Raw genomic sequence first — 18,198 nt, forward strand, 5'->3', positions numbered from 1 at the left:
GCGGTCAGGACAGCGGCCAGGGGCGGGCGGTGGCGCCCAGCCTGTTCCAGGCGTTGATGACGGTGATCGCCCAGATGAGTTCGGCCAGCTCCTTGTCGTCGAACTGGGCGGCGGCGCGCGCGAAGACGTCGTCGCCGACGTGCCCGTCGGTGAGCCGGGTGGCGGCCTCGGTCAGCTCCAGGGCCGCGCGCTCGCGGGCGGTGAAGAAGGGCGTCTCGCGCCATACCGGCAGCGCATAGAGGCGGCGTTCGCTCTCGCCGCCCTCGCGGGCGTCCCGCGCGTGGGTGTCGACGCAGTAGGCGCAGCCGTTGAGCTGGGAGGCGCGGGCGCGGACCAGTTCGAGCAGCGGGGCTTCGAGGCTGACGTCGCGCGCGGCGGCGTCCAGGGCGTTCATGGCGCGGTTGGCGTGCGGGACGAGGGTGTCCACGGCGAGGCGGACGGCGGGGACGACGAAGGCCGGGCCGGCTGCGTCGTCGGTTGTGGTGGTGGTGTCCGTGAGGGTGGTGTCGGTGCTCATGGCAGTGAATCTACGGGCCGAGTGGATCGTAGGTAAGGTCCACTTTCATGGATGATTCATGGCCCACTTCCGCCGCGGGCACACACCGGGAGACAGGTGTGGACCTGCACCTCGACCTGCGCCTCGACCTGCCGCCCGGCAGCTCCCACGGCCGCAGGGCGGGCCTTGAGCGGGCGCTGCGGGACGCGGTGCGCGGCGGGCGGCTCGCCCCCGGCAGCAGGCTGCCCTCCAGCCGCAGGCTGGCCGCCGAGACGGGCCTGTCCCGCGGCACGGTCAAGGCGGCCTACGACCAGCTCACCGCCGAGGGCTATCTGACCGCCCGCCAGGGCTCGGGCACGGTGGTCGCGGCCCGCCCGCAGGAGGCCTCGCCCGCGGTGCCCGGCAGGCCGGCAGGCGACCGGCCGCCCCGCCACGACCTGCGGCCCGGCAGCCCGGACGTCACGTCCTTCCCCGCCTCGGCCTGGCTGCGCGCCACCCGCCGCGCACTGGCCGCGGTCCCGTCGGCGTCCTACGACTACGGAGACCCGCGCGGCAGCGCGGAACTGCGCTCGGCGCTGGCCGGCTACCTGGGCAGGACCCGCGGGGTCGTCGCGGAGCCTGACCGGATCGTGGTCGTCTCCGGATACGTGCAGGGGCTGGCGCTGCTGACGGGGGTGCTGGGCGGTCAGCGGGGCGGGCCGGTTGTCGGCATGGAGGACCCGGGGCTGCCCTTCCACCGCGAGGTGGTGCGCCGGGCCGGCGGCCGGGTGGTGCCGGTGCCGGTCGACGGGCACGGCGCGGGCGCGGACCTGCCGCGGATGGACGCCGTGGTGGTCACGCCCGCCCACCAGTACCCGACGGGCGTCACCCTCCATCCGGCCCGCCGGCACGCCCTGACGGCCTGGGCGCAGCAGAGCGGCGGCCTGGTGGTCGAGGACGACTACGACGGCGAGTTCCGCTACGACAGGCAGCCGGTGGGTGCCCTGCAGGGCACTGCGCCCGACCACGTCGTCTACCTCGGCACCGCGTCCAAGACCCTGGGCCCCGCGCTGCGGCTCGGCTGGATGGTGCTTCCGCCGCACCTGGTGCAGCCGATCGCGGAGGCCAAGCTCCACACCGACTACCACACCGGCGCCGTCGGCCAGTTGGCGCTGGCGGACCTGATCGCCGACCACGGCTACGACCGGCATGTGCGCGCCGCCCGGCTGCGCTACCGGCGCCGCAGGGACCTGCTGGTCGAACGGCTGGCGGGCGCTCCGGGCCGCCCGGGGTCGCAGGTGCTGGGTATCGCGGCCGGGCTGCACGCGCTGGTGAGCCTGCCGGAGGACGGCCCCGACGAGGCGGCGGTGCTGCGGCGGGCCGCGGCGGAAGGGCTGGCCGTCGGCGCCCTGGGCGAGCACTGGCACGCCCAGGGCGCGGCCGGCCGCCCGCAGGGCCTGATCGTCGGCTACGGCACTCCCGGCGAGGGCGCCTACCCGGCGGCGCTCGCCGCACTGACCCGCGCGCTGCGGGCATGAGCGCGAGGAACTGCGGCGGCCCGCCCGTACGCGGACCCGGCGGCGTACCGCAGGAGCAGGGGCAGGAGCAGGCACAGGACGCGGGATCACGCGGGCATGCACCAGGCGCAGCCCCACGTCCGCCTGCACCAGGCGCAGCTTTCCGTACGGGCGCAGGTCAGGAGGGTGCGGCCAGTTCCGCCCAGACGGTCTTGCCCGGGCGGTCGACGCTGCGGATGACGCCCCAGTCCAGGCACAGCCGCTGCACTATGAACATGCCGTGGCCGCCGGGACGCCCCGCCCGGTGCGGGGTGCGGGGTGCGGGCTCGCCGCCGCCGCCGTCGGCGACCTCCAGGCGCAGCGACTTGAGGCTGCGCCGCAGCAGCAGTTCCTCGGGGCCGCCGGCGTGCAGGCAGGCGTTGGTGACCAGCTCCGAGACCACGAGCAGCACGTCCTCGGCGGCGGCGCTGCGGTCGGCGGTCGAGGCGGGCAGCCAGCCCCAGTCGTGCAGCGCCTGGCGGGTGAAGTCCCTGGCCCGCGGCACGATTCCGCTCTCACCGGTGAGCGTGAGCCGCCGCACGGACTCCGCCTCACGGGACTCCGTCCGGCCGTCGTCCACGGAATCACCCGCGTCCGGGCCACGGTCGTCCGCGGCGGAGGGCCGGGTGGTGCTCATCTAGGCCTCACCTCACGGATGTCCGACTGCGTCCGACCTACTTCTGCCCGAAGGATCTCCCGGAACACGTCCGGGCGACCAAGAAACCCCGGGTGCCCTACGGCACCCTGCCGACCCTGCTCCCCCGTTGGCATCCGGCTACTCCCGCAGAGCCTGGTCAAGGGTGTCGTGCACGGTGAAGACCGCCTCCGCGCCGGTGATCTCCAGGACCCGGGCGACGGTCGGCCGCATCGCGGCGAGGTGGACGGAGCCGCCCTCGGACTCGGCACGCAGCCGCGCGCCCAGCAGGACGTTCAGGCCCGTGGAGTCGCAGAACTCCAGCTGCGAGCAGTCGACCACCAGCCGGGTCGCGCCGGCGTCCAGGGCGGCGCCGAGCGGCTCGCTCAACAGGTCCGCGGTGTGGTGGTCCAGCTCACCCGCCGGAGTGAAGACCGCGGTGTGGCCATGCTGAGCGACCTCGACATGCAGTCGGCCGAGACCGGCTGTGCCGACCGCTTCGCGGTCCATTCGCACTCCTTCGCCCTTCGTGACGACGCGGTTCCAGACCTTACGCGCTCCGCAGGTGCGGCGGTAGTCGCACCCTGGCCCGCGGCGGGCGAGGACACCGCACCGCTCACTCATCATGACGCCCCGTGCGCGTTCGGTGAACAGTCAGTGCGGGGCAAAACGCCCATGGTGTCCCCAGAACTTGCGACGCCCCCGCCAACAGGCGTAGGGGTGGAGGTACGGCATAGGCACAGCCGACCGCCGCACGACGAGGGAGGACCATATGGCACCCCGGCTCGGCCTGGATCACGAAAACCATGTGCTGGAGCAGTTCGAGGGGCTTGAGGGGCTTCCGGAGATTCCCCCCTACGACGAGATAGGGCCGGTCGACGCGCGCGCCCTGTCCAAGACGCTCTTCGCCCGTCTGCACGGGCTGGAGGAGGGCACGCAGGAGTACGCGTACGTCCGCAACACGCTGGTGGAACTCAACCTCGCCCTGGTGAAGTTCGCCGCGTCCCGGTTCCGCACCCGCAGCGAGCCGATGGAGGACATCATCCAGGTCGGCACGATCGGCCTGATCAAGGCGATCGACCGGTTCGAGCTGAGCCGCGGGGTCGAGTTCCCGACCTTCGCCATGCCGACGATCGTCGGCGAGATCAAACGCTTCTTCCGCGACACCAGCTGGTCGGTACGGGTGCCGCGCCGGCTGCAGGAGCTGCGGCTGGACCTGGCGAAGGCCGGCGACGAGCTGGCGCAGCAGCTGGACCGGCAGCCGACCGTGCGCGAGCTGGCGGACCGGCTGGGCCTGCCGGAGGACGAGGTCATCGAGGGCATGGCGGCCAGCAACGCCTACACGGCCAGCTCGCTGGACGCCCAGCCCGCGGAGGACGACCCGGAGGGCGCGCTCGCCGACCGGATCGGCTACGAGGACCACGACCTGGAAGGCGTCGAGTACGTCGAGTCGCTCAAGCCGCTGATCGCCGGGCTTCCGCAGCGCGACCGGGCGATCCTGTCGCTGCGCTTCGTCGGCAACCTCACGCAGGCCGAGATCGGCGACGAGCTGGGCATCTCGCAGATGCACGTGTCGCGGCTGCTGACCCGGACGCTGTCACGGCTGCGCCGCGGGCTGCTGGTCGAGGAGTAGGCCGGGGCGCATCTCGCGCAGCACCCCGTCCTTCCACACCGCGGCCGTGAGCGGCACGCCGGGCCGGTAGGCCAGGTGCACGTGGCTGGGCGCGTCGAGCAGCAGCAGGTCGGCGCGGGCGCCCGGGGCGACGACGCCGACGTCGTTGCGCCGCAGGGCGCGCGCACCCCCGTAGGTGGCGGCGTGCACCGCCTCGTCGGGGGTCATGCGCATGTCGCGGACGGCGACGGCGACGCAGAACGGCATGGACGTGGTGAAGGACGAGCCCGGGTTGCAGTCGGTGGACAGTGCCACGCTCGCGCCCGCGTCGAGCAGCCTGCGGGCGTCGGGGTAGCGGGCGCGGGTGGAGAACTCGGCGCCCGGCAGCAGCGTCGCCACGGTGGTGTCCGCGGCGCTCGCGAGCGCGTCGACATCGGCGTCGGTCAGGTACGTGCAGTGGTCGGCCGAGGCCGCGCCCAGCTCGACGGCGAGCTGCACGCCCGGGCCGTGGCCGAGCTGGTTGGCGTGCACCCGGGCGGCAAGGCCCCGGGCCATTCCCGCGGTCAGCACGGCACGGGCCTGGTCGCCGTCGAAGGCGCCGCGCTCGCAGAAGACGTCGACCCAGCGGGCGTGCGGGGCGCAGGCGTCCAGCATCGCGCCGGTGACCAGTGCGACGTACCCGGCCGGGTCGTCGGCGAACTCGGGCGCCACGACATGCGCGCCGAGGTAGGTGACCTCCGCGGTGTGCCGGGCGGCGATCTCCAGGGCGCGGGCCTCGTCGTGGACGGTGAGGCCGTAGCCGGACTTGGTCTCCTGGGTGGTGGTGCCCTGCCGCAGGCCCTCGGCCAGGAAGCGGGTGAGCGTCGCGTCGAGTTCGGCGCCGCCGGCCGCGCGGGTGGCGGCGACCGTGGTGCGGATGCCGCCGGCGGTGTAGGGGCGGCCGGACATCCTGGCGGCGAACTCGGCGCTGCGGTCACCGGCGAAGAGCAGGTGGGAGTGCGAGTCGACGAAGCCGGGCAGCATCGCCCGGCCGCCGGCGTCCAGGCGCGCGTCGGCGGCGGGCGCGTCCCGGGCGGCGCCGACCCAGGCGACGCGGTCGCCGTCGATGACGACGGCCGCGGGGCCGGGGATCAGGCCGAGCGGGCCGCTGCTCCCGCCGCTCTTGCTGCTCTTGCTGCTTCCGCTGCTCCCGGCCAGTACAGGGTCGTTGGTGACCAGGCTGCCGATGTTGGTGACGAGCGTGCTGCCCGTCGCCTTGTCGGTCGGCCTCGTCCGGGGAGTCGCGCTCGGCGTCGTGTTCTGCGTCGTCATCGGTCGCGCAGGGCGCCGATCGCGTCCGCCAGTGCGGCCGGCACGTCCTGGACGAGCTGGTGCTGCCCGTCGCGCACGATCTGCCGGCCGGCCACCACGGTGTGGCGCACGTCGGCGGCGGTCGCCGCGAACACCGCGGTCTCGCCCGCCAGCCGGGCCGGCGGCCCGGCGGTGCGCACCGAGTCCAGCGCGACCGTGGTGAGGTCGGCGAGCGCGCCCGCCTCGATCCGGCCGGCGTCGGGCCAGCCCAGGCTCGCGTGGCCGTCCGCGGTGGCGGCGCGCAGCAGCTGGGCCGCGGTCCAGTGGCCGCGGGTCCTGGCCTTGAGCCGCTCGTTCAGCTCGACCGCCCGCGCCTCCTCGAAGAGGTCGATGACCGCGTGGCTGTCGCTGCCCAGGCTCATCGGGCTGCCGGCGCGGCGCAGTTGCGGTGCCGGGCCGATGCCGTCGGCCAGGTCCCGTTCCGTCGTGGGGCACATGCACACCGTGCTGCCGCCGGCGCCCAGCAGCGCGATGTCGCCGGCGGTGAGGTGGGTGGCGTGCACGGCGGTGGTGTTGCGCCGCCAGAAGCCGGAGTCGGCCAGCAGCCGGGTCGGGGTGCGGCCGTGCAGCGCCTGGCAGGCGTCGTTCTCCGCGGTCTGCTCCGACAGGTGCGCATGGGTGGGCACCTCGGCGGTGCGCTCGGCGAAGACCCGGTAGCCGTCGCGGTCGGAGAAGGCCCGCACCGAGTGCACGGCGGCGCCGACCTTCGCGTGGCCCTCGCCCTTGAGCTGCGACCAGCGGTCGTACCAGCGGTCGGCGGTGCCGTCGCCGAAGCGCAACTGCGGCCCCTCCAGCGGGCGGTAGCCGGTACGGGTGAAGCCGCCGTGCAGGTAGGCGGTGTCGAGCAGGGTGATGCGGATGCCCGCCTCGCCCGCGGCGGCGATCAGCGCCTCGCCCATGGCGTTGGGGTTGTCGTAGGGCGTGCCGTCGCCCTGGTGGTGCAGGTAGTGGAATTCGCCGACGCAGGTGATGCCGGCGAGCGCCATCTCGGCGTAGACGGCGCGCGCGAGGGTGAAGTAGCTGTCCGGGTCGAGCGCCTGCGCGACGTCGTACATGACGTCCCGCCAGCTCCAGAAGGACGTCGGGGCGGACAGGCCGCTGCCGGCCCGCCCGGTGCGTGTTCCGGCCCCCGCCCCCGCGCCCGCGCCGATCTGCGCGGTGCCGCGCAGCGCCCGGTGGAAGGCGTGGCTGTGCGCGTTGGCCAGGCCCGGCAGGGTCAGGCCGCGCAGCACGGTCGCGCCGGCGGGGGGGCGTTCGACTCCGGTGCGGACGTCGGCGATCCGGTCGTCGACCACGGTCAGGGCGACACCCGGTTCCGGGTGTGTGCCGAGCCAAGCGTGTTCCAGCCAGTACGTCACCTGCACGCGAGACCTTCCAATACGTCGGCGAGCGCGGACACTCCGGCGAGACAGTCGTCCTCGGCCGCGCTTTCTGCCGGGGAGTGCGAGACGCCGGAGGGGTTGCGTACGAACAGCATGGCGGTCGGGACGGCCGCGGAGAGGATTCCGGCGTCGTGTCCCGCGCCGGTCGGCAGCACGGGGACCGGCGCACCCGCTCCGAGCAGGGCGGCAAGGGTGTCACGCAGCTCGTGGGCGAACTCGACCACCGGGGTGAACGACTCGCGTACGACGCTCACCTCGACGCCGTCGCGGGCGCCGCGCTCCCTGGCAGCCTGCTCGATCGCGGCGACGACCTCGGCGAGGGTGTCCTCGTCCGCGGCCCGCGAGTCCAGCCAGCCGCGCACCTGCGAGGCGATGGCGTTGACGCCGTTCGGCTCGACCGCGACCTTGCCGAAGGTGGCGAGCGCGCCGGCCAGCCGGGCCTTCTTCCTGGCGGCCAGGACGGTGGTGGCGTAGGTGAGCATCGGGTCGCGGCGGTCCTCGATGCGGGTGGTGCCGGCGTGGTTGGCCTCGCCGCGGAAGTCGAAGCGCCAGCGGCCGTGCGGCCAGATCGCCGAGGCCACGCCGACCGGCCGGTCCAGCAGGTCCAGCGCGCGGCCCTGCTCGACGTGCAGCTCGACGAAGGCGCCGACGCGGGCCAGCCGTTCGGGGTCCGCGCCGATCGCGTCCGGGTCCTGCCCGGCCTTCTCCATGGCCTGGGCGAGGCTGACGCCGTCGGCGTCGACCAGTGCCCTGGCGTCCTGCGGGCTGAGCTGCCCCGCGGTGAGCCGGGACCCGACGCAGGCCAGGCCGAAGCGGGCGCCCTCCTCGTCGACGAAGTTGACGACGGCCAGCGGCCGGCGCGGCCGGGCGCCGCGGGCGCGCAGCTCGTCCAGGGCGGCGAAGGACGACACGACGCCGAGCGGCCCGTCGAAGGCGCCGCCGTCGGGGACGGAGTCCAGGTGGGAGCCGGTGACGACGGCGTCGCCCGCGGCCGGATCTCCCAGCCAGGCCCACTGGTTGCCGTTGCGGTCCGTCTCGTAGGCCAGGCCCCGGTCCTCGGCCTGGGAGCGGAACCAGGCGCGGCAGTCGGCGTCCGCCGGCGTCCACGCGTAGCGCCGGTAGCCGCCGGAGCCGGTGTGCCGGCCGATCGGGGCCAGCTCCCGCCACATGGCAGGGAAGGCGGCGCCCACGGAGGTCACGAGGACTCCCGCATCGGGACCCGCACATCGCGGTCCGCGGCGATCTCGGCGGCCTTGTCGTACCCGGCGTCGACATGGCGGATCACACCCATGCCCGGGTCGTTGGTGAGGACCCGGCGGATCTTCTCCGCCGCCAGCGGGGTGCCGTCGGCGACGGTGACCTGCCCGGCGTGGATGCTGCGGCCGATGCCGACGCCGCCGCCGTGGTGGATCGACACCCAGGACGCGCCGGAGGCGACGTTGACCATGGCGTTGAGCAGCGGCCAGTCGGCGATGGCGTCGGAGCCGTCGAGCATCGCCTCGGTCTCCCGGTAGGGGGAGGCGACGGAGCCGCAGTCGAGGTGGTCGCGGCCGATCACGATCGGGGCCTTGAGGGTGCCGTCGGCGACCATCTCGTTGAAGCGCTCGCCGGCCTTGTCGCGCTCGCCGTAGCCGAGCCAGCAGATGCGGGCGGGCAGGCCCTGGAAGTGGACCCGCTCGCCGGCCAGCCTGATCCAGCGGGCCAGCGACTCGTTCTCCGGGAAGAGGTCGAGGATGGCCTTGTCGGTGCGGTGGATGTCGGCGGGGTCGCCGGACAGCGCGGCCCAGCGGAAGGGTCCCTTGCCCTCGCAGAACAGCGGGCGGATGTAGGCGGGGACGAAGCCGGGGAAGGCGAAGGCCCGCTCGTAGCCGGCCAGCTGGGCCTCGCCGCGGATGGAGTTGCCGTAGTCGAAGACCTCGGCGCCCGCGTCCTGGAAGCCGACCATCGCCTCGACGTGCCGCGCCATCGACTCGCGGGCGCGCTGGGTGAACTCGGCGGGCTTGGCAGCGGCGTAGTCGGCCATTTCTGCGTGCTCGACGCCGATCGGGAGGTACGCCAGCGGGTCGTGGGCCGACGTCTGGTCGGTGACGATGTCGATCGGCGCCTGCATTGCCAGCAGCTGCGGCACCAGCTCGGCGGCATTGCCGAGGATGCCGATCGACAGCGGACGGCGGGCGTCGCGGGCCTCGGTCGCCAGCTGCAGCGCGTGGTCGAGGGAGTCGGCGCGCACATCGAGGTAGCGGTGCTCGATCCGGCGCTCGATGGCGCGCGGGTCGACGTCGATGCACAGGGCCACACCGCCGTTCATGGTGACGGCGAGCGGCTGGGCGCCACCCATGCCGCCCAGGCCCGCGGTGAGGGTGATGGTGCCGGCGAGCGAGCCGCCGAACCGCTTGGCGGCGACCGCGGCGAAGGTCTCGTAGGTGCCCTGCAGGATGCCCTGGGTGCCGATGTAGATCCACGAACCCGCGGTCATCTGGCCGTACATGGTCAGGCCGAGGGCTTCCAGGCGGCGGAACTCCTCCCAGGTGGCCCAGTCGCCGACCAGGTTGGAGTTGGCGATCAGCACGCGGGGCGCCCACTCGTGGGTCTGCATCACGCCGACCGGGCGGCCGGACTGGACCAGCATCGTCTCGTCCTGCTTGAGGCCGCGCAGGGTGCGCACCATCGCGTCGAAGGAGTTCCAGTCGCGGGCCGCCTTGCCGGTGCCGCCGTAGACGACCAGCTTGTCGGGGTGCTCGGCCACCTCGGGGTCGAGGTTGTTCTGCAGCATGCGCAGGGCGGCTTCCTGCTGCCAGCCCAGGGCGCTCAGTTCCGTACCGCGCGGCGCGCGTACCGGCCTCGGTCCCGTCATCGGTGCGGCCTCCTCGTCGTGGCATTGGATATTCACATCCTGGCCAGGTGAATAGCTCTAGTCAACAAGGCCCGCGCCGCCTCCCGCCCGCGTGCTGCGAGGGGGGTGCGGTGGCGGCGCGGCCCGGCGGGATGGTGGGATGGCGTCCATGACGGACGAGGCGGCGGTACGCCGGCAGGACGCGCTGCGCTCAGCGGTGGAGACCGGCCTGGTCAACGAGGCGGAACCGGTCGTCGGGCTGCTGGATGTCGCCGGCGTCCGGCAGGCGGCGACCTCGCTGCACGCGGCCTTCGCCACCCCCGGGGTGGCGGTCGAGCACACCTTCGCCGTGAAAGCCGCCTCCCTGGTGCCCGTGCTCGCACTGCTCGGGCAGTACGGGCTCGGCGCCGAGGTGGCCAGCCCCGGCGAACTCGCCCTGGCCCGCGCCGCCGGCATCCCGCCGGAAAGGACCGTGCTCGACTCCCCCGCCAAGACCACCGCAGAACTGCGCGAGGCACTGTCCCTGGGCATCGCCGTCAACGCCGACAACCCGCAGGAGATCGCCAGGATCGACGCCCTGCTGGCCGCGGCCCCCTCCGCCTCGCCGATCGGACTGCGGGTCAACCCGCAGGTCGGCGGCGGCAGCATCGACGCGATGAGCACCGCGACCGCCACCTCGAAGTTCGGCGTGGCACTGCGCGACCCGGGCGCCGAGGAATGGGTGCTGCGCACCTACGCCGAGCGGCCCTGGCTGAACCGCCTGCACACCCACACCGGCTCCCAGGGCGTGCCGCTGCCGCTGATGGCCGCGGGCGTCCGGGCCGCCTACGACCTGGCGGAACGCATCAACGCCGCCGCCGGCCGCCGCCAGGTCACCGTCCTGGACATCGGCGGCGGCCTGCCCGTCAACTTCGCCTCGGACGACATCACCCCGTCCTTCGGCGACTACGCCGACCTGCTGCGCGCCGAGGTCCCCGGCCTCTTCGACGGGCGCTACGGCATCGTCACCGAGTTCGGCCGCGCACTTCTCGCCAAGCACGGCACGGTCCTCGCCCGGGTCGAGTACGCCAAGTCCGCCGGCGGGCGGGCCATCGCCGTCACCCACGCCGGTGCACAGGTCGCCACCCGCACCGTCTTCGCCCCGGAAGCCTGGCCGCTGCGGGTCCTGGCCCTCGACGCCGTCGGCCGCCCCAAGACCGGCGCCCCGGTCGTCCAGGACGTGGCTGGCCCCTGCTGCTTCGCCGGCGACCTGGTCGCCCAGGGCCGCGCCCTGCCGCTGCTGGACGCCGGGGACCATGTCGCGCTGCTGGACACCGGCGCCTACTACTTCTCGACGCACTTCGCCTACAACTCGCTGCCCCGCCCCGCCGTCTGGGCCTACACCGCAGCCCCGGGCGCCACACCGGCCTTCGCCTTGGTCCGCGCGGCCCAGTCCCCGGCCGACCTGCTCGCCGAGAGCGGCGCGGGCCTCCCCCCGCTCACCCCGTAAGCAGGCAGCCAGGCAGCCCGGTAGCGGCGCCGGACAGGCCTGCGCCCAGGCTTCAGCGCCTGCGGCGGGCACCGCCGGGCGCCGCGTCACCGGCGGCTATGCCGGTGAGCTGGTAGGCGGCCGGATCGCCGTCCGGGCGGACCCAGAGCAGCGCGTCCTTGCCGCGCTCTATCCGGGCCAGCCGCAGCGACCTGGCGAACAGCCCCGCGCCGACACCGCCGAGGAGCATGCCCCCCGCGCAGGGCAGCGCCAGCGAGGAGGCCGCCGCGACGACGAAGGCCGCCGCCAGCCACCAGCGCCGCCGGCGCGCCCAGGCGCGAGCGGTCACCTTGCGGTCCTGAAGGTAGACCGACTTCGCCGCCTTGGTCGCCGCCTCGGCCCGCACGGTGTGCCGCCCGCCGCGTATCAGGAAGGCGGCCGCCGCCGCGATGATGAAGAGCGCCGCACCGGCCATGACGCCGATCCGCCGTCCGGTCGGGCTGAAGGTCACCGCCGTCCCTGGCACCGCGGCGACGACGCCCAGCCACCACAGCCAGGTCCCCGCCGTCCGCACCGTCACCGCCACCCGCGCCAATGTGTAGGCCCCGCGCACCACGTCGCGCCTCCTCCTCCGCCGCGTCCACGGCCGCGGCATCGCCTGACAAGTGCTCGGGAGGCTACTTCGGAATTCTCAGATTTTCGTTAAGACGTATGGATTCGGCCGACATCCGTTCATCCCCCTGCCGTTCATCCCTCTGCCGTTCGTCCACCGGCCGCTCGTCCACGGCCCTTCATCCCCGGGCAGGCGCCCCCGCCTCACTCCACGAAGACCCCGCGCGCCGCGGCCTGCGCGTCGAACTCCTCCAGCCGCGCCTGCGCGTCGGGCAGCTCGTCGCACATCGACTCCAGCAGCGCCCGCCCGAGCAGCATCGGCGCGCACGCGGTGTCGAAGGCCAGCCCGGTCCCGACCGCGGCCTGCAGCAGCAGGTCGCTGTGCGCGGCGACCGGCGCGAAGGCGCTGTCGGCCACGGTGACCACGGTCAGCCCCGCCTCCCGCGCGAGGACCAGCGCGTCGATCACCTCCCGCGGGTGCCGGGGCAGCGCGAAGCACAGCAGTGCGCTCGCCCCCGCCCGTGCCGCCGCGTCGATCCGGTCGGCGAGCATCGTGCCGCCCTCGTCCAGCAGCCGCACGTCGAGGTGCACCTTGGCCGCGAAATAGGCGAAGCCGCGGGCCTGCGCCCCTGCCGCCCGCAGTCCGAGCACCGGCAGCGGAACCGAGCCGGCGAGCACCGCACCGGCCCTGGCGACAGGACCCGGGTCGGTGAGCTGCGCCGCGAGGTGCCGCAAGTTCTCGATCTCGGCGTACACCGCCTGCTGGTACTCGTTGCAGCCCGCCGCATCAGGTGCCGCAGACACCGGGGCCACCTCGCGCAGGTGCTTGCGAAGGGCCGGGTAGCCGTCGAAGCCGAGCGCCACCGCGAAGCGGGTCACGGACGGCTGGCTGACGCCCGCGAGTTCGGCCACCTCCACGCTGGACAGGAAGGGCGCGTCTGCGGCCCTGCGCACCAGGCAGTGCGCGATCCTGCGCTGGGTCGGCGTCAGGCGGTGCGCCTCGAAGAGCTTCAGCAGCCTGCCCGCCCCCGCGGTCCCGTGCTCGCCCCCGGCCGCGCTACTCATCGCCGTCCATCACTGACCCCGTCCACCGGCACTTATTCACTCGCCCAAGACTCTGCATGACCGTATGCAGTTCGGCAAGAGCCGTGACCGCGCCCGTCGGCGTCACAGCGGCAGCGCCGCCGCCAGGCCCCGTATCCCGGGCAGCGCCCCGGCGCTCGCGCACTGCCAATATCCGGCCCCCGCCTGGGAGTGCACCGCATAGACCGCCGTCGCCTCGAACAGCACCGCGAGCACGCCGGGCACGGATATGACCAGCGCGAGACTGCCCTGCCAGGAGTCCACTCCCCGCAGCCCCGCCCGCCGCGACGCCCTGAACAGCAGCCCGCACACCACCAGCGCCGCCACCCCGCACACCAGGGCCGCGTAGACGAGCGCGAACAACGTCCACGGCACCGCCAGTTGATGGCACAGCTCATCCGCCCGCTTGCCCCGCCGGTCCTGCAGCAGCGCGGCGCCGACCAGCAGCAGCACGCCCAGCAGCACCAGCCCCGGCACCGCCAGCGTCCGCCGCCGCCACTCGCGCCCCGGCGGCGGCCGCCGCACCCGCGCCCCGCCTGCCCGGGCCTGCCCGCCCGCGTCCGCCCCGCCCATGGCGAGACCCGCCACGTCGCTCATCTGCCGCCCCCACTTTCCCCGTTGCCCCCGTCGACCGGCCGCCCAACCGGGAGCCGGTCACTCACTGCTGTCTCAGAGTAACCGAAAGGGCCGGACAGGTGATCGACACCTGTCCGGCCCTGTGGATAACTCGGCTACCGCCGAAGAAACCCCAGCTCAGCGCTGCCGGGTCTTGTCCAGCTCCGGCCCGCGCGCACCGCCGGAGCCGCTCGGGCCAACGGTTCCGCCCAGCTCGCCGACGCCGCCGGGGACACCCGCCCCGGCGGCCGCGGGCTCGGCGGCCCGGTCGGCATGCCCGGGCCACCACGCTGCGTGACCGATCAGCGCGGTGAGGCTCGGCGTGAAGAACATCGCCATCACGAAGGCCGCCATCACGATGCCGAAGGCGACCGCGAAGCCCATCTGGGTCAGGAAGGAGTTGCCCGACAGCATCAGGGTGCCGAAGGTCGCCGCCAGGATCAGACCGGCCGCACCGATCGTCGGACCCGCGTGCTTGAGTGCCTCGGCCGCCGCCTCCCGCGGGCTGCGGCCCTCCTGGGCCTCTTCCCTCAGCCGCGCGATCATCAGGATGTTGTAGTCCGTGCCGATGGCGACGACGAACAGGTACATGATGATCGGCAGCAGGAAGATCAGCCCGTCGCCGCGGCCGAAGATCAGCACCGTGGTGCCGAGCGTCGCGCCGAAGCCGAGGCCGACCGAGGCGATCAGGTACCAGGGCGCCACGACGCTGCGCAGCAGGAGGCCCAGGATGATCATGATCAGCACCGCGGCCACCGGGAAGACGGTGCGGTAGTCGTGGTTGACGGCCGCGTTGATGTCCTTGAAGACCGAGGACGAGCCGCCGACGTAGGCCACGCTCCCCGGCGGCGCGTTGTCGTGCGCGACCGTCCGCACGCCGCCGACCGCCTTGATGGCCTGGTCGCTGGCGGCCTCGTACTTGAGCGTGACCGTGAAGTTGGCGGTGGTGCCCGCCTTGTTCAGGTCGGTCTTCTGGTCGAAGGTGACGTCGGCGACGCCGTCGGCCCCGTGCAGCTTGTCGGCGTACGCGGTGAAGTCCGCCGTCAGCGGCTTGCCGTCGGTGCTGGTGAGGTAGACGTTGGTCGGCTCGGCCGCGCCGGCGGAGTAGGCCTTGGCCAGGGTGTCCTGGACGACCATCGACTCCTTGGTCTTCGGGATCGAGCCGGAGGCCAGGTCGTAGGAGGCCTTGTAGCCGAGGGTGCCCAGCGCGAGCAGCACCATGACCAGGCCGGAGACGATCGCGACCATGCCCGACTTTCGGCCGACCAGGGAGCCGATGGCGGCGAAGCGCGTGCCGCCGGGCTCCTTGTTCCACTTCTTGCCGGGCCAGAACAGTGCGCGCGGCGGGATCAGCGAGCAGATCGCCGGGAAGAGCGTCAGACCCGCCACCAGGGTGACCGCGACCAGGATGGCCAGGGCGGGGCCGAGCTGGGTGAGGAAGCCCAGGGTCGACAGTGCGAGCGCGCAGAAGGCGATGATGACCGCGCCGGCCGCGGAGGCGATGGCCTCGCCGACCCGGGTGACGCTGTTGATCATCGCTTCCTTGGGCTCGTCGCCCGCTCGCAGCCGTTCCCGGTAGCGGAACATCAGGAAGAGGAAGTAGTCGGTGCCGACACCGAGCACCACCACGATCAGCAGGGCCGAGATCGAGCTGTTGGCCTGCAGTCCGAAGACCTTCGTGGCGTCGGCGATCAGGGCGTTGGAGACGGTGAAGACCACGCCGAGCAGCAGGATCAGCGGCATCACGGCGATCAGCGGGGATCTGAAGATGATCGACAGCGTGACGATGATGATCAGCAGCGAGCCGAAGAGCGCGACGGCGTCAGAGGTCTTGCCCGCGTCCTGCTGGTCGAGGTTCTGCGCGGCCTGGCCGCCGACCTGCACCTTCAGCGCGGTGCCCTTGGCCAGTGCGGTGGAGTCGTCGCGCAGCGCCTTGGCGGCGTCGGCCTGCTTGGGCTGGCCCTGCGACTTCTTGTCCATCTGGACGAGCGCCGTCTGGAACCTGCCGTCCTTCGACGGGGACCCGTCGGTCACCTTCTGGACCTCGTCGATCTTCTTCTGACCGAGTTCCTTGGTGATCCTGGCGATGTCGGCCTTGTCGGTCGCCGTCAGCTTGCCCTGGTCGGCGCGCTGGTAGAGGACGATCGCGGACGGGGTGAAGGCCGAGGGGAAGGCCTTCTCCTGCAGGTCCATGGCCTTGATGGACTCGTAGCTGCTGGGCAGGAAGCTGCTCTCGTCGCTGTTGGACGGCAGGCTCGGCGCCGTCGCGATGATTGCGACCGCCGCGATCAGCCACGCGACGATGGTCCATACGGGATGGCGGACGACTGTGCGTCCGATGCGGTGGAACATGCGGTGCTGCCTCCATGGCAGGACGTATCACCGCCACCCTTCGGAGCGGGACCGGGGTATCGGCGACCCGGGCGGCCTGGGGCGGCCGCCCGGTTGGTGCGGGCATCGTTGTCTGGGGCATGAGCTTACTTGCCGCCCGGCTAGCAGCAACCTCTGGGTCGTACGACCCCGGCTTGCCTGCCGGCCGGAGCGCACAGGCCCCGTGCCCCTACCCCTATCCCGGTCAGACGGGAGGCAGCAACCGCTTTTGCGGCTTGCCCATCGCGTTGCGCGGCAGCTCAGCGAGGAATCGGACGGTACGCGGCCGCTTGTGGACGGACAGCTGCGCGGCCACGAAGTCCGTCAGCTCCGCGGCGCTCACCCCGTCGGCCACCACATAGGCGACGATCTCCTGCCCCAGGTCCGGGTGCGGAGCTCCGACGACGGCGGCCTCGCGTACGGCCGGATGGCCCAGCAGCGCGTTCTCCACCTCCCCCGCGCCGATGCGGTATCCGCCCGACTTGATCAGGTCGGTCGAGGCCCGGCCGACGATCCGGTGGGTGCCGTCGGGGTCGACCGACGCGATGTCGCCGGTACGGAACCAGCCGTCCGCGGTGTACGAGGCCGCCGTCGCCTCCGGCCGCCCCAGATAGCCGTCGAAGAGGGTGGGTCCCTGCACCTGGAGTTCGCCGACGCCGTCGACCGGATCGGCGATACGGGTGGCGATGCCCGGCAGCGCGCTGCCGACCGCGCCCGGCCTGCGCTCGCCCGCCGCCCGCGCGCTCACCGTGATCAGCGTCTCCGTCATGCCGTAGCGCTCGACCGGCCGGTGCCCGGTCAGCGCACGCAGGTCGCGGAAGACCGGCGCGGGCAGCGGCGCGCTGCCCGACACCAGCAGCCTGGCGCCGGCCAGCGCCCTTGCCGCGACCTCGTCGCGCGCCACCCGGTGCCAGACCGTGGGCACCCCGAAGTAGAGGCTGCCGCCCGCGGCCGCGTACGCCTGCGGGGTGGGCCTGCCGGTGTGCACCAGGCGACTGCCGGTGCGCAGCGCGCCGAGCACGCCCAGCACCAGGCCGTGCACATGGAACAGCGGAAGCCCGTGCACGAGGGTGTCGTCCGCGGTCCACTGCCACGCCTGCGCGAGGGCGTCGAGGTCGGCGGCAACGGCCGCACGCGAGATCAGGACGCCCTTGGGCGGCCCGGTGGTGCCCGACGTGTAGAGGACCAGCGCGGCGTCCCCGTACGGCGTCCCGGCCGCTGCCGGCTCGGCACTGTGCCCGGGCTCGGCAATAGGCGCAGCCCCGGCAATATGCGCGGCTTCCGCACTGTGCGCACCCGCCGGGAAGTCCGCGCGCTCGGCGAAGTCCACCGGCACCAGCTGCGCACCGGAGTCCCGCAGGATGTGCTCGCTCTCCGCGGCTCCCGCGTCCGGCGCGAGCGGCACCACGGGCACGCCGGCCAGCAGCCCGCCGACCACCGCGGCCACCGTCTCCAGCGACGCCGTCGCCCTGACTGCGAAGGCCGGTGCCCCCGCCACCCTCCGGGCGACGGCACCGGCAGCGCCGAGCAGCTCCTCGTAACTGCAGGTCCGCCCGTCGACGGTCACCGCGTCCACCCGGTCGGCCCCTGCGTGCAGAGCGGTCAGCAGCGGCGCGTCGGCCATGGCGGGGTCCTCCTCCGGAACGGCTGACCCCCGGGGAAAACGGGGGCTAACCCCAGTGTCGCCCACGGTCCCGGCTCTCTACGGTGTGCCTATGGACGCCCGCGACCCGGAACTCAAGAAGGAACTCTCCGCCACCTTGCAGGCCCGCAAGGACCTCGGGGAGGAGTACGAGTCTGAACTCGTCGACTCGTTCATCGAGAAGGTGACAGACCGTGTCGACAGCCGTGTCGAACAGCGGGTGCGCCGCGAACTCGCACAGCAGCAGACGTCGTTCGCCCGCGCCGACCGCCGCCCGATCGGCCCGCCGCAGCCCAGCGCCCGTTTCGCCCGCTACGGCTTCGCCGGCTTCACCATGGTGCTGGCGATCCCCCTGTCCGCCATCGGCGCGGTGCAGGCCGGCACGGCGGGCCTGTTCATCACCTGGGCGGGCATCGTCGGCGTGAACCTCGCACAGGGGTTGAGCAGTGCGTGGACGAAGAACCGCCACGACGAGGACTGACGAGCGAGTGCCTGGAGTGGCGGGCCGAGGAACGAGGCCGTCCGCGCAAGGCACGAGGAGGAAGGCCGACCCAAAAAGGCGAGGA

At 73.4% G+C, this 18,198-nt stretch carries 16 protein-coding genes; 4 read left to right on the forward strand and 12 right to left on the reverse strand.

Annotated elements, in window-relative coordinates:
• Positions 1-4: 4 nt before the first annotated feature.
• The gene (locus JT723_RS31665) at positions 5-517 is read right to left on the reverse strand and encodes a carboxymuconolactone decarboxylase family protein (RefSeq protein ID WP_205048304.1); all 513 of its coding nucleotides are present in this window, start codon (positions 515-517) and stop codon (positions 5-7) included.
• A gap of 47 nt (positions 518-564) precedes the next feature.
• Here JT723_RS31665 and pdxR point away from each other — a divergent pair, with 47 nt between their 5' ends.
• Positions 565-2,013: a MocR-like pyridoxine biosynthesis transcription factor PdxR gene (gene pdxR, locus JT723_RS31670; protein ID WP_205048305.1), complete on the forward strand. Its 1,449-nt coding sequence runs from the start codon at positions 565-567 to the stop codon at positions 2,011-2,013.
• A gap of 157 nt (positions 2,014-2,170) precedes the next feature.
• Here pdxR and JT723_RS31675 read toward each other — a convergent pair whose 3' ends face one another.
• The gene (locus tag JT723_RS31675) at positions 2,171-2,668 is read right to left on the reverse strand and encodes an ATP-binding protein (RefSeq protein ID WP_205048306.1); all 498 of its coding nucleotides are present in this window, start codon (positions 2,666-2,668) and stop codon (positions 2,171-2,173) included.
• A gap of 138 nt (positions 2,669-2,806) precedes the next feature.
• A complete protein-coding gene (locus tag JT723_RS31680) occupies positions 2,807-3,175 on the reverse strand; it encodes an STAS domain-containing protein (protein ID WP_205048307.1) in 369 nt (122 codons plus the stop codon).
• Between the two features lie 262 nt (positions 3,176-3,437).
• Between JT723_RS31680 and JT723_RS31685 the strand changes: the two genes are divergently transcribed.
• Positions 3,438-4,298, forward strand: a complete 861-nt coding sequence (locus JT723_RS31685) for an RNA polymerase sigma factor SigF (protein ID WP_205048308.1) — start codon at positions 3,438-3,440, stop codon at positions 4,296-4,298.
• Here the strand turns inward: JT723_RS31685 and hutI are convergent.
• From hutI to hutU, 4 genes are read right to left on the reverse strand one after another with little or no spacing between them, the layout of a single operon-like run.
• The gene (hutI, locus tag JT723_RS31690; RefSeq protein ID WP_205048309.1) at positions 4,263-5,588 is read right to left on the reverse strand and encodes an imidazolonepropionase; all 1,326 of its coding nucleotides are present in this window, start codon (positions 5,586-5,588) and stop codon (positions 4,263-4,265) included. The two genes, JT723_RS31685 and hutI, sit on opposite strands and share 36 nt — an antisense overlap.
• Complete coding sequence (locus JT723_RS31695; RefSeq protein WP_205048310.1) at positions 5,585-6,991, reverse strand: formimidoylglutamate deiminase; 1,407 nt, start codon at positions 6,989-6,991, stop codon at positions 5,585-5,587. The genes hutI and JT723_RS31695 overlap by 4 nt, the downstream gene beginning before the upstream one ends.
• Positions 6,982-8,178: an allantoate amidohydrolase gene (locus JT723_RS31700; protein WP_205048323.1), complete on the reverse strand. Its 1,197-nt coding sequence runs from the start codon at positions 8,176-8,178 to the stop codon at positions 6,982-6,984. Before JT723_RS31700 ends, JT723_RS31695 begins: the two co-directional genes overlap by 10 nt.
• A 26-nt stretch (positions 8,179-8,204) precedes the next feature.
• Positions 8,205-9,863 carry a urocanate hydratase gene (gene hutU, locus JT723_RS31705; protein ID WP_205048311.1) on the reverse strand — a complete coding sequence of 553 codons (1,659 nt, stop codon included), beginning with the start codon at positions 9,861-9,863 and terminating at the stop codon, positions 8,205-8,207.
• Positions 9,864-10,011: 148 nt separating this feature from the next.
• Between hutU and JT723_RS31710 the strand changes: the two genes are divergently transcribed.
• Entirely contained in the window at positions 10,012-11,331 is a 1,320-nt protein-coding gene (locus tag JT723_RS31710) for a type III PLP-dependent enzyme domain-containing protein (protein ID WP_205048324.1), read from the forward strand.
• Positions 11,332-11,383: 52 nt separating this feature from the next.
• On the opposite strand, the gene JT723_RS31715 is transcribed toward JT723_RS31710, so the two are convergent.
• The 5 genes from JT723_RS31715 to JT723_RS31735 form a co-directional block, all read right to left on the reverse strand.
• Positions 11,384-11,926, reverse strand: a complete 543-nt coding sequence (locus tag JT723_RS31715; protein WP_205048312.1) for a hypothetical protein — start codon at positions 11,924-11,926, stop codon at positions 11,384-11,386.
• Between the two features lie 200 nt (positions 11,927-12,126).
• On the reverse strand, positions 12,127-12,987 hold the full coding sequence (locus tag JT723_RS31720; protein ID WP_205048313.1) for a MurR/RpiR family transcriptional regulator: 861 nt from the start codon (positions 12,985-12,987) through the stop codon (positions 12,127-12,129).
• A gap of 102 nt (positions 12,988-13,089) precedes the next feature.
• Positions 13,090-13,602, reverse strand: a complete 513-nt coding sequence (locus tag JT723_RS31725) for a hypothetical protein (protein WP_205048314.1) — start codon at positions 13,600-13,602, stop codon at positions 13,090-13,092.
• 156 nt (positions 13,603-13,758) lie between these two features.
• Positions 13,759-15,972, reverse strand: coding sequence for an MMPL family transporter (locus JT723_RS31730; RefSeq protein ID WP_205048315.1), 2,214 nt, complete (start codon positions 15,970-15,972; stop codon positions 13,759-13,761).
• 223 nt (positions 15,973-16,195) lie between these two features.
• Positions 16,196-17,614, reverse strand: coding sequence for an AMP-binding protein (locus tag JT723_RS31735; RefSeq protein ID WP_205048316.1), 1,419 nt, complete (start codon positions 17,612-17,614; stop codon positions 16,196-16,198).
• Positions 17,615-17,705: 91 nt separating this feature from the next.
• Between JT723_RS31735 and JT723_RS31740 the strand changes: the two genes are divergently transcribed.
• Positions 17,706-18,113 carry a hypothetical protein gene (locus JT723_RS31740; protein ID WP_205048317.1) on the forward strand — a complete coding sequence of 136 codons (408 nt, stop codon included), beginning with the start codon at positions 17,706-17,708 and terminating at the stop codon, positions 18,111-18,113.
• The last annotated feature ends 85 nt before the right edge of the window (positions 18,114-18,198 follow it).

The sequence above is a fragment of the Actinacidiphila bryophytorum genome (assembly GCF_016916835.1).
GTDB lineage: Bacteria > Actinomycetota > Actinomycetes > Streptomycetales > Streptomycetaceae > Actinacidiphila > Actinacidiphila bryophytorum.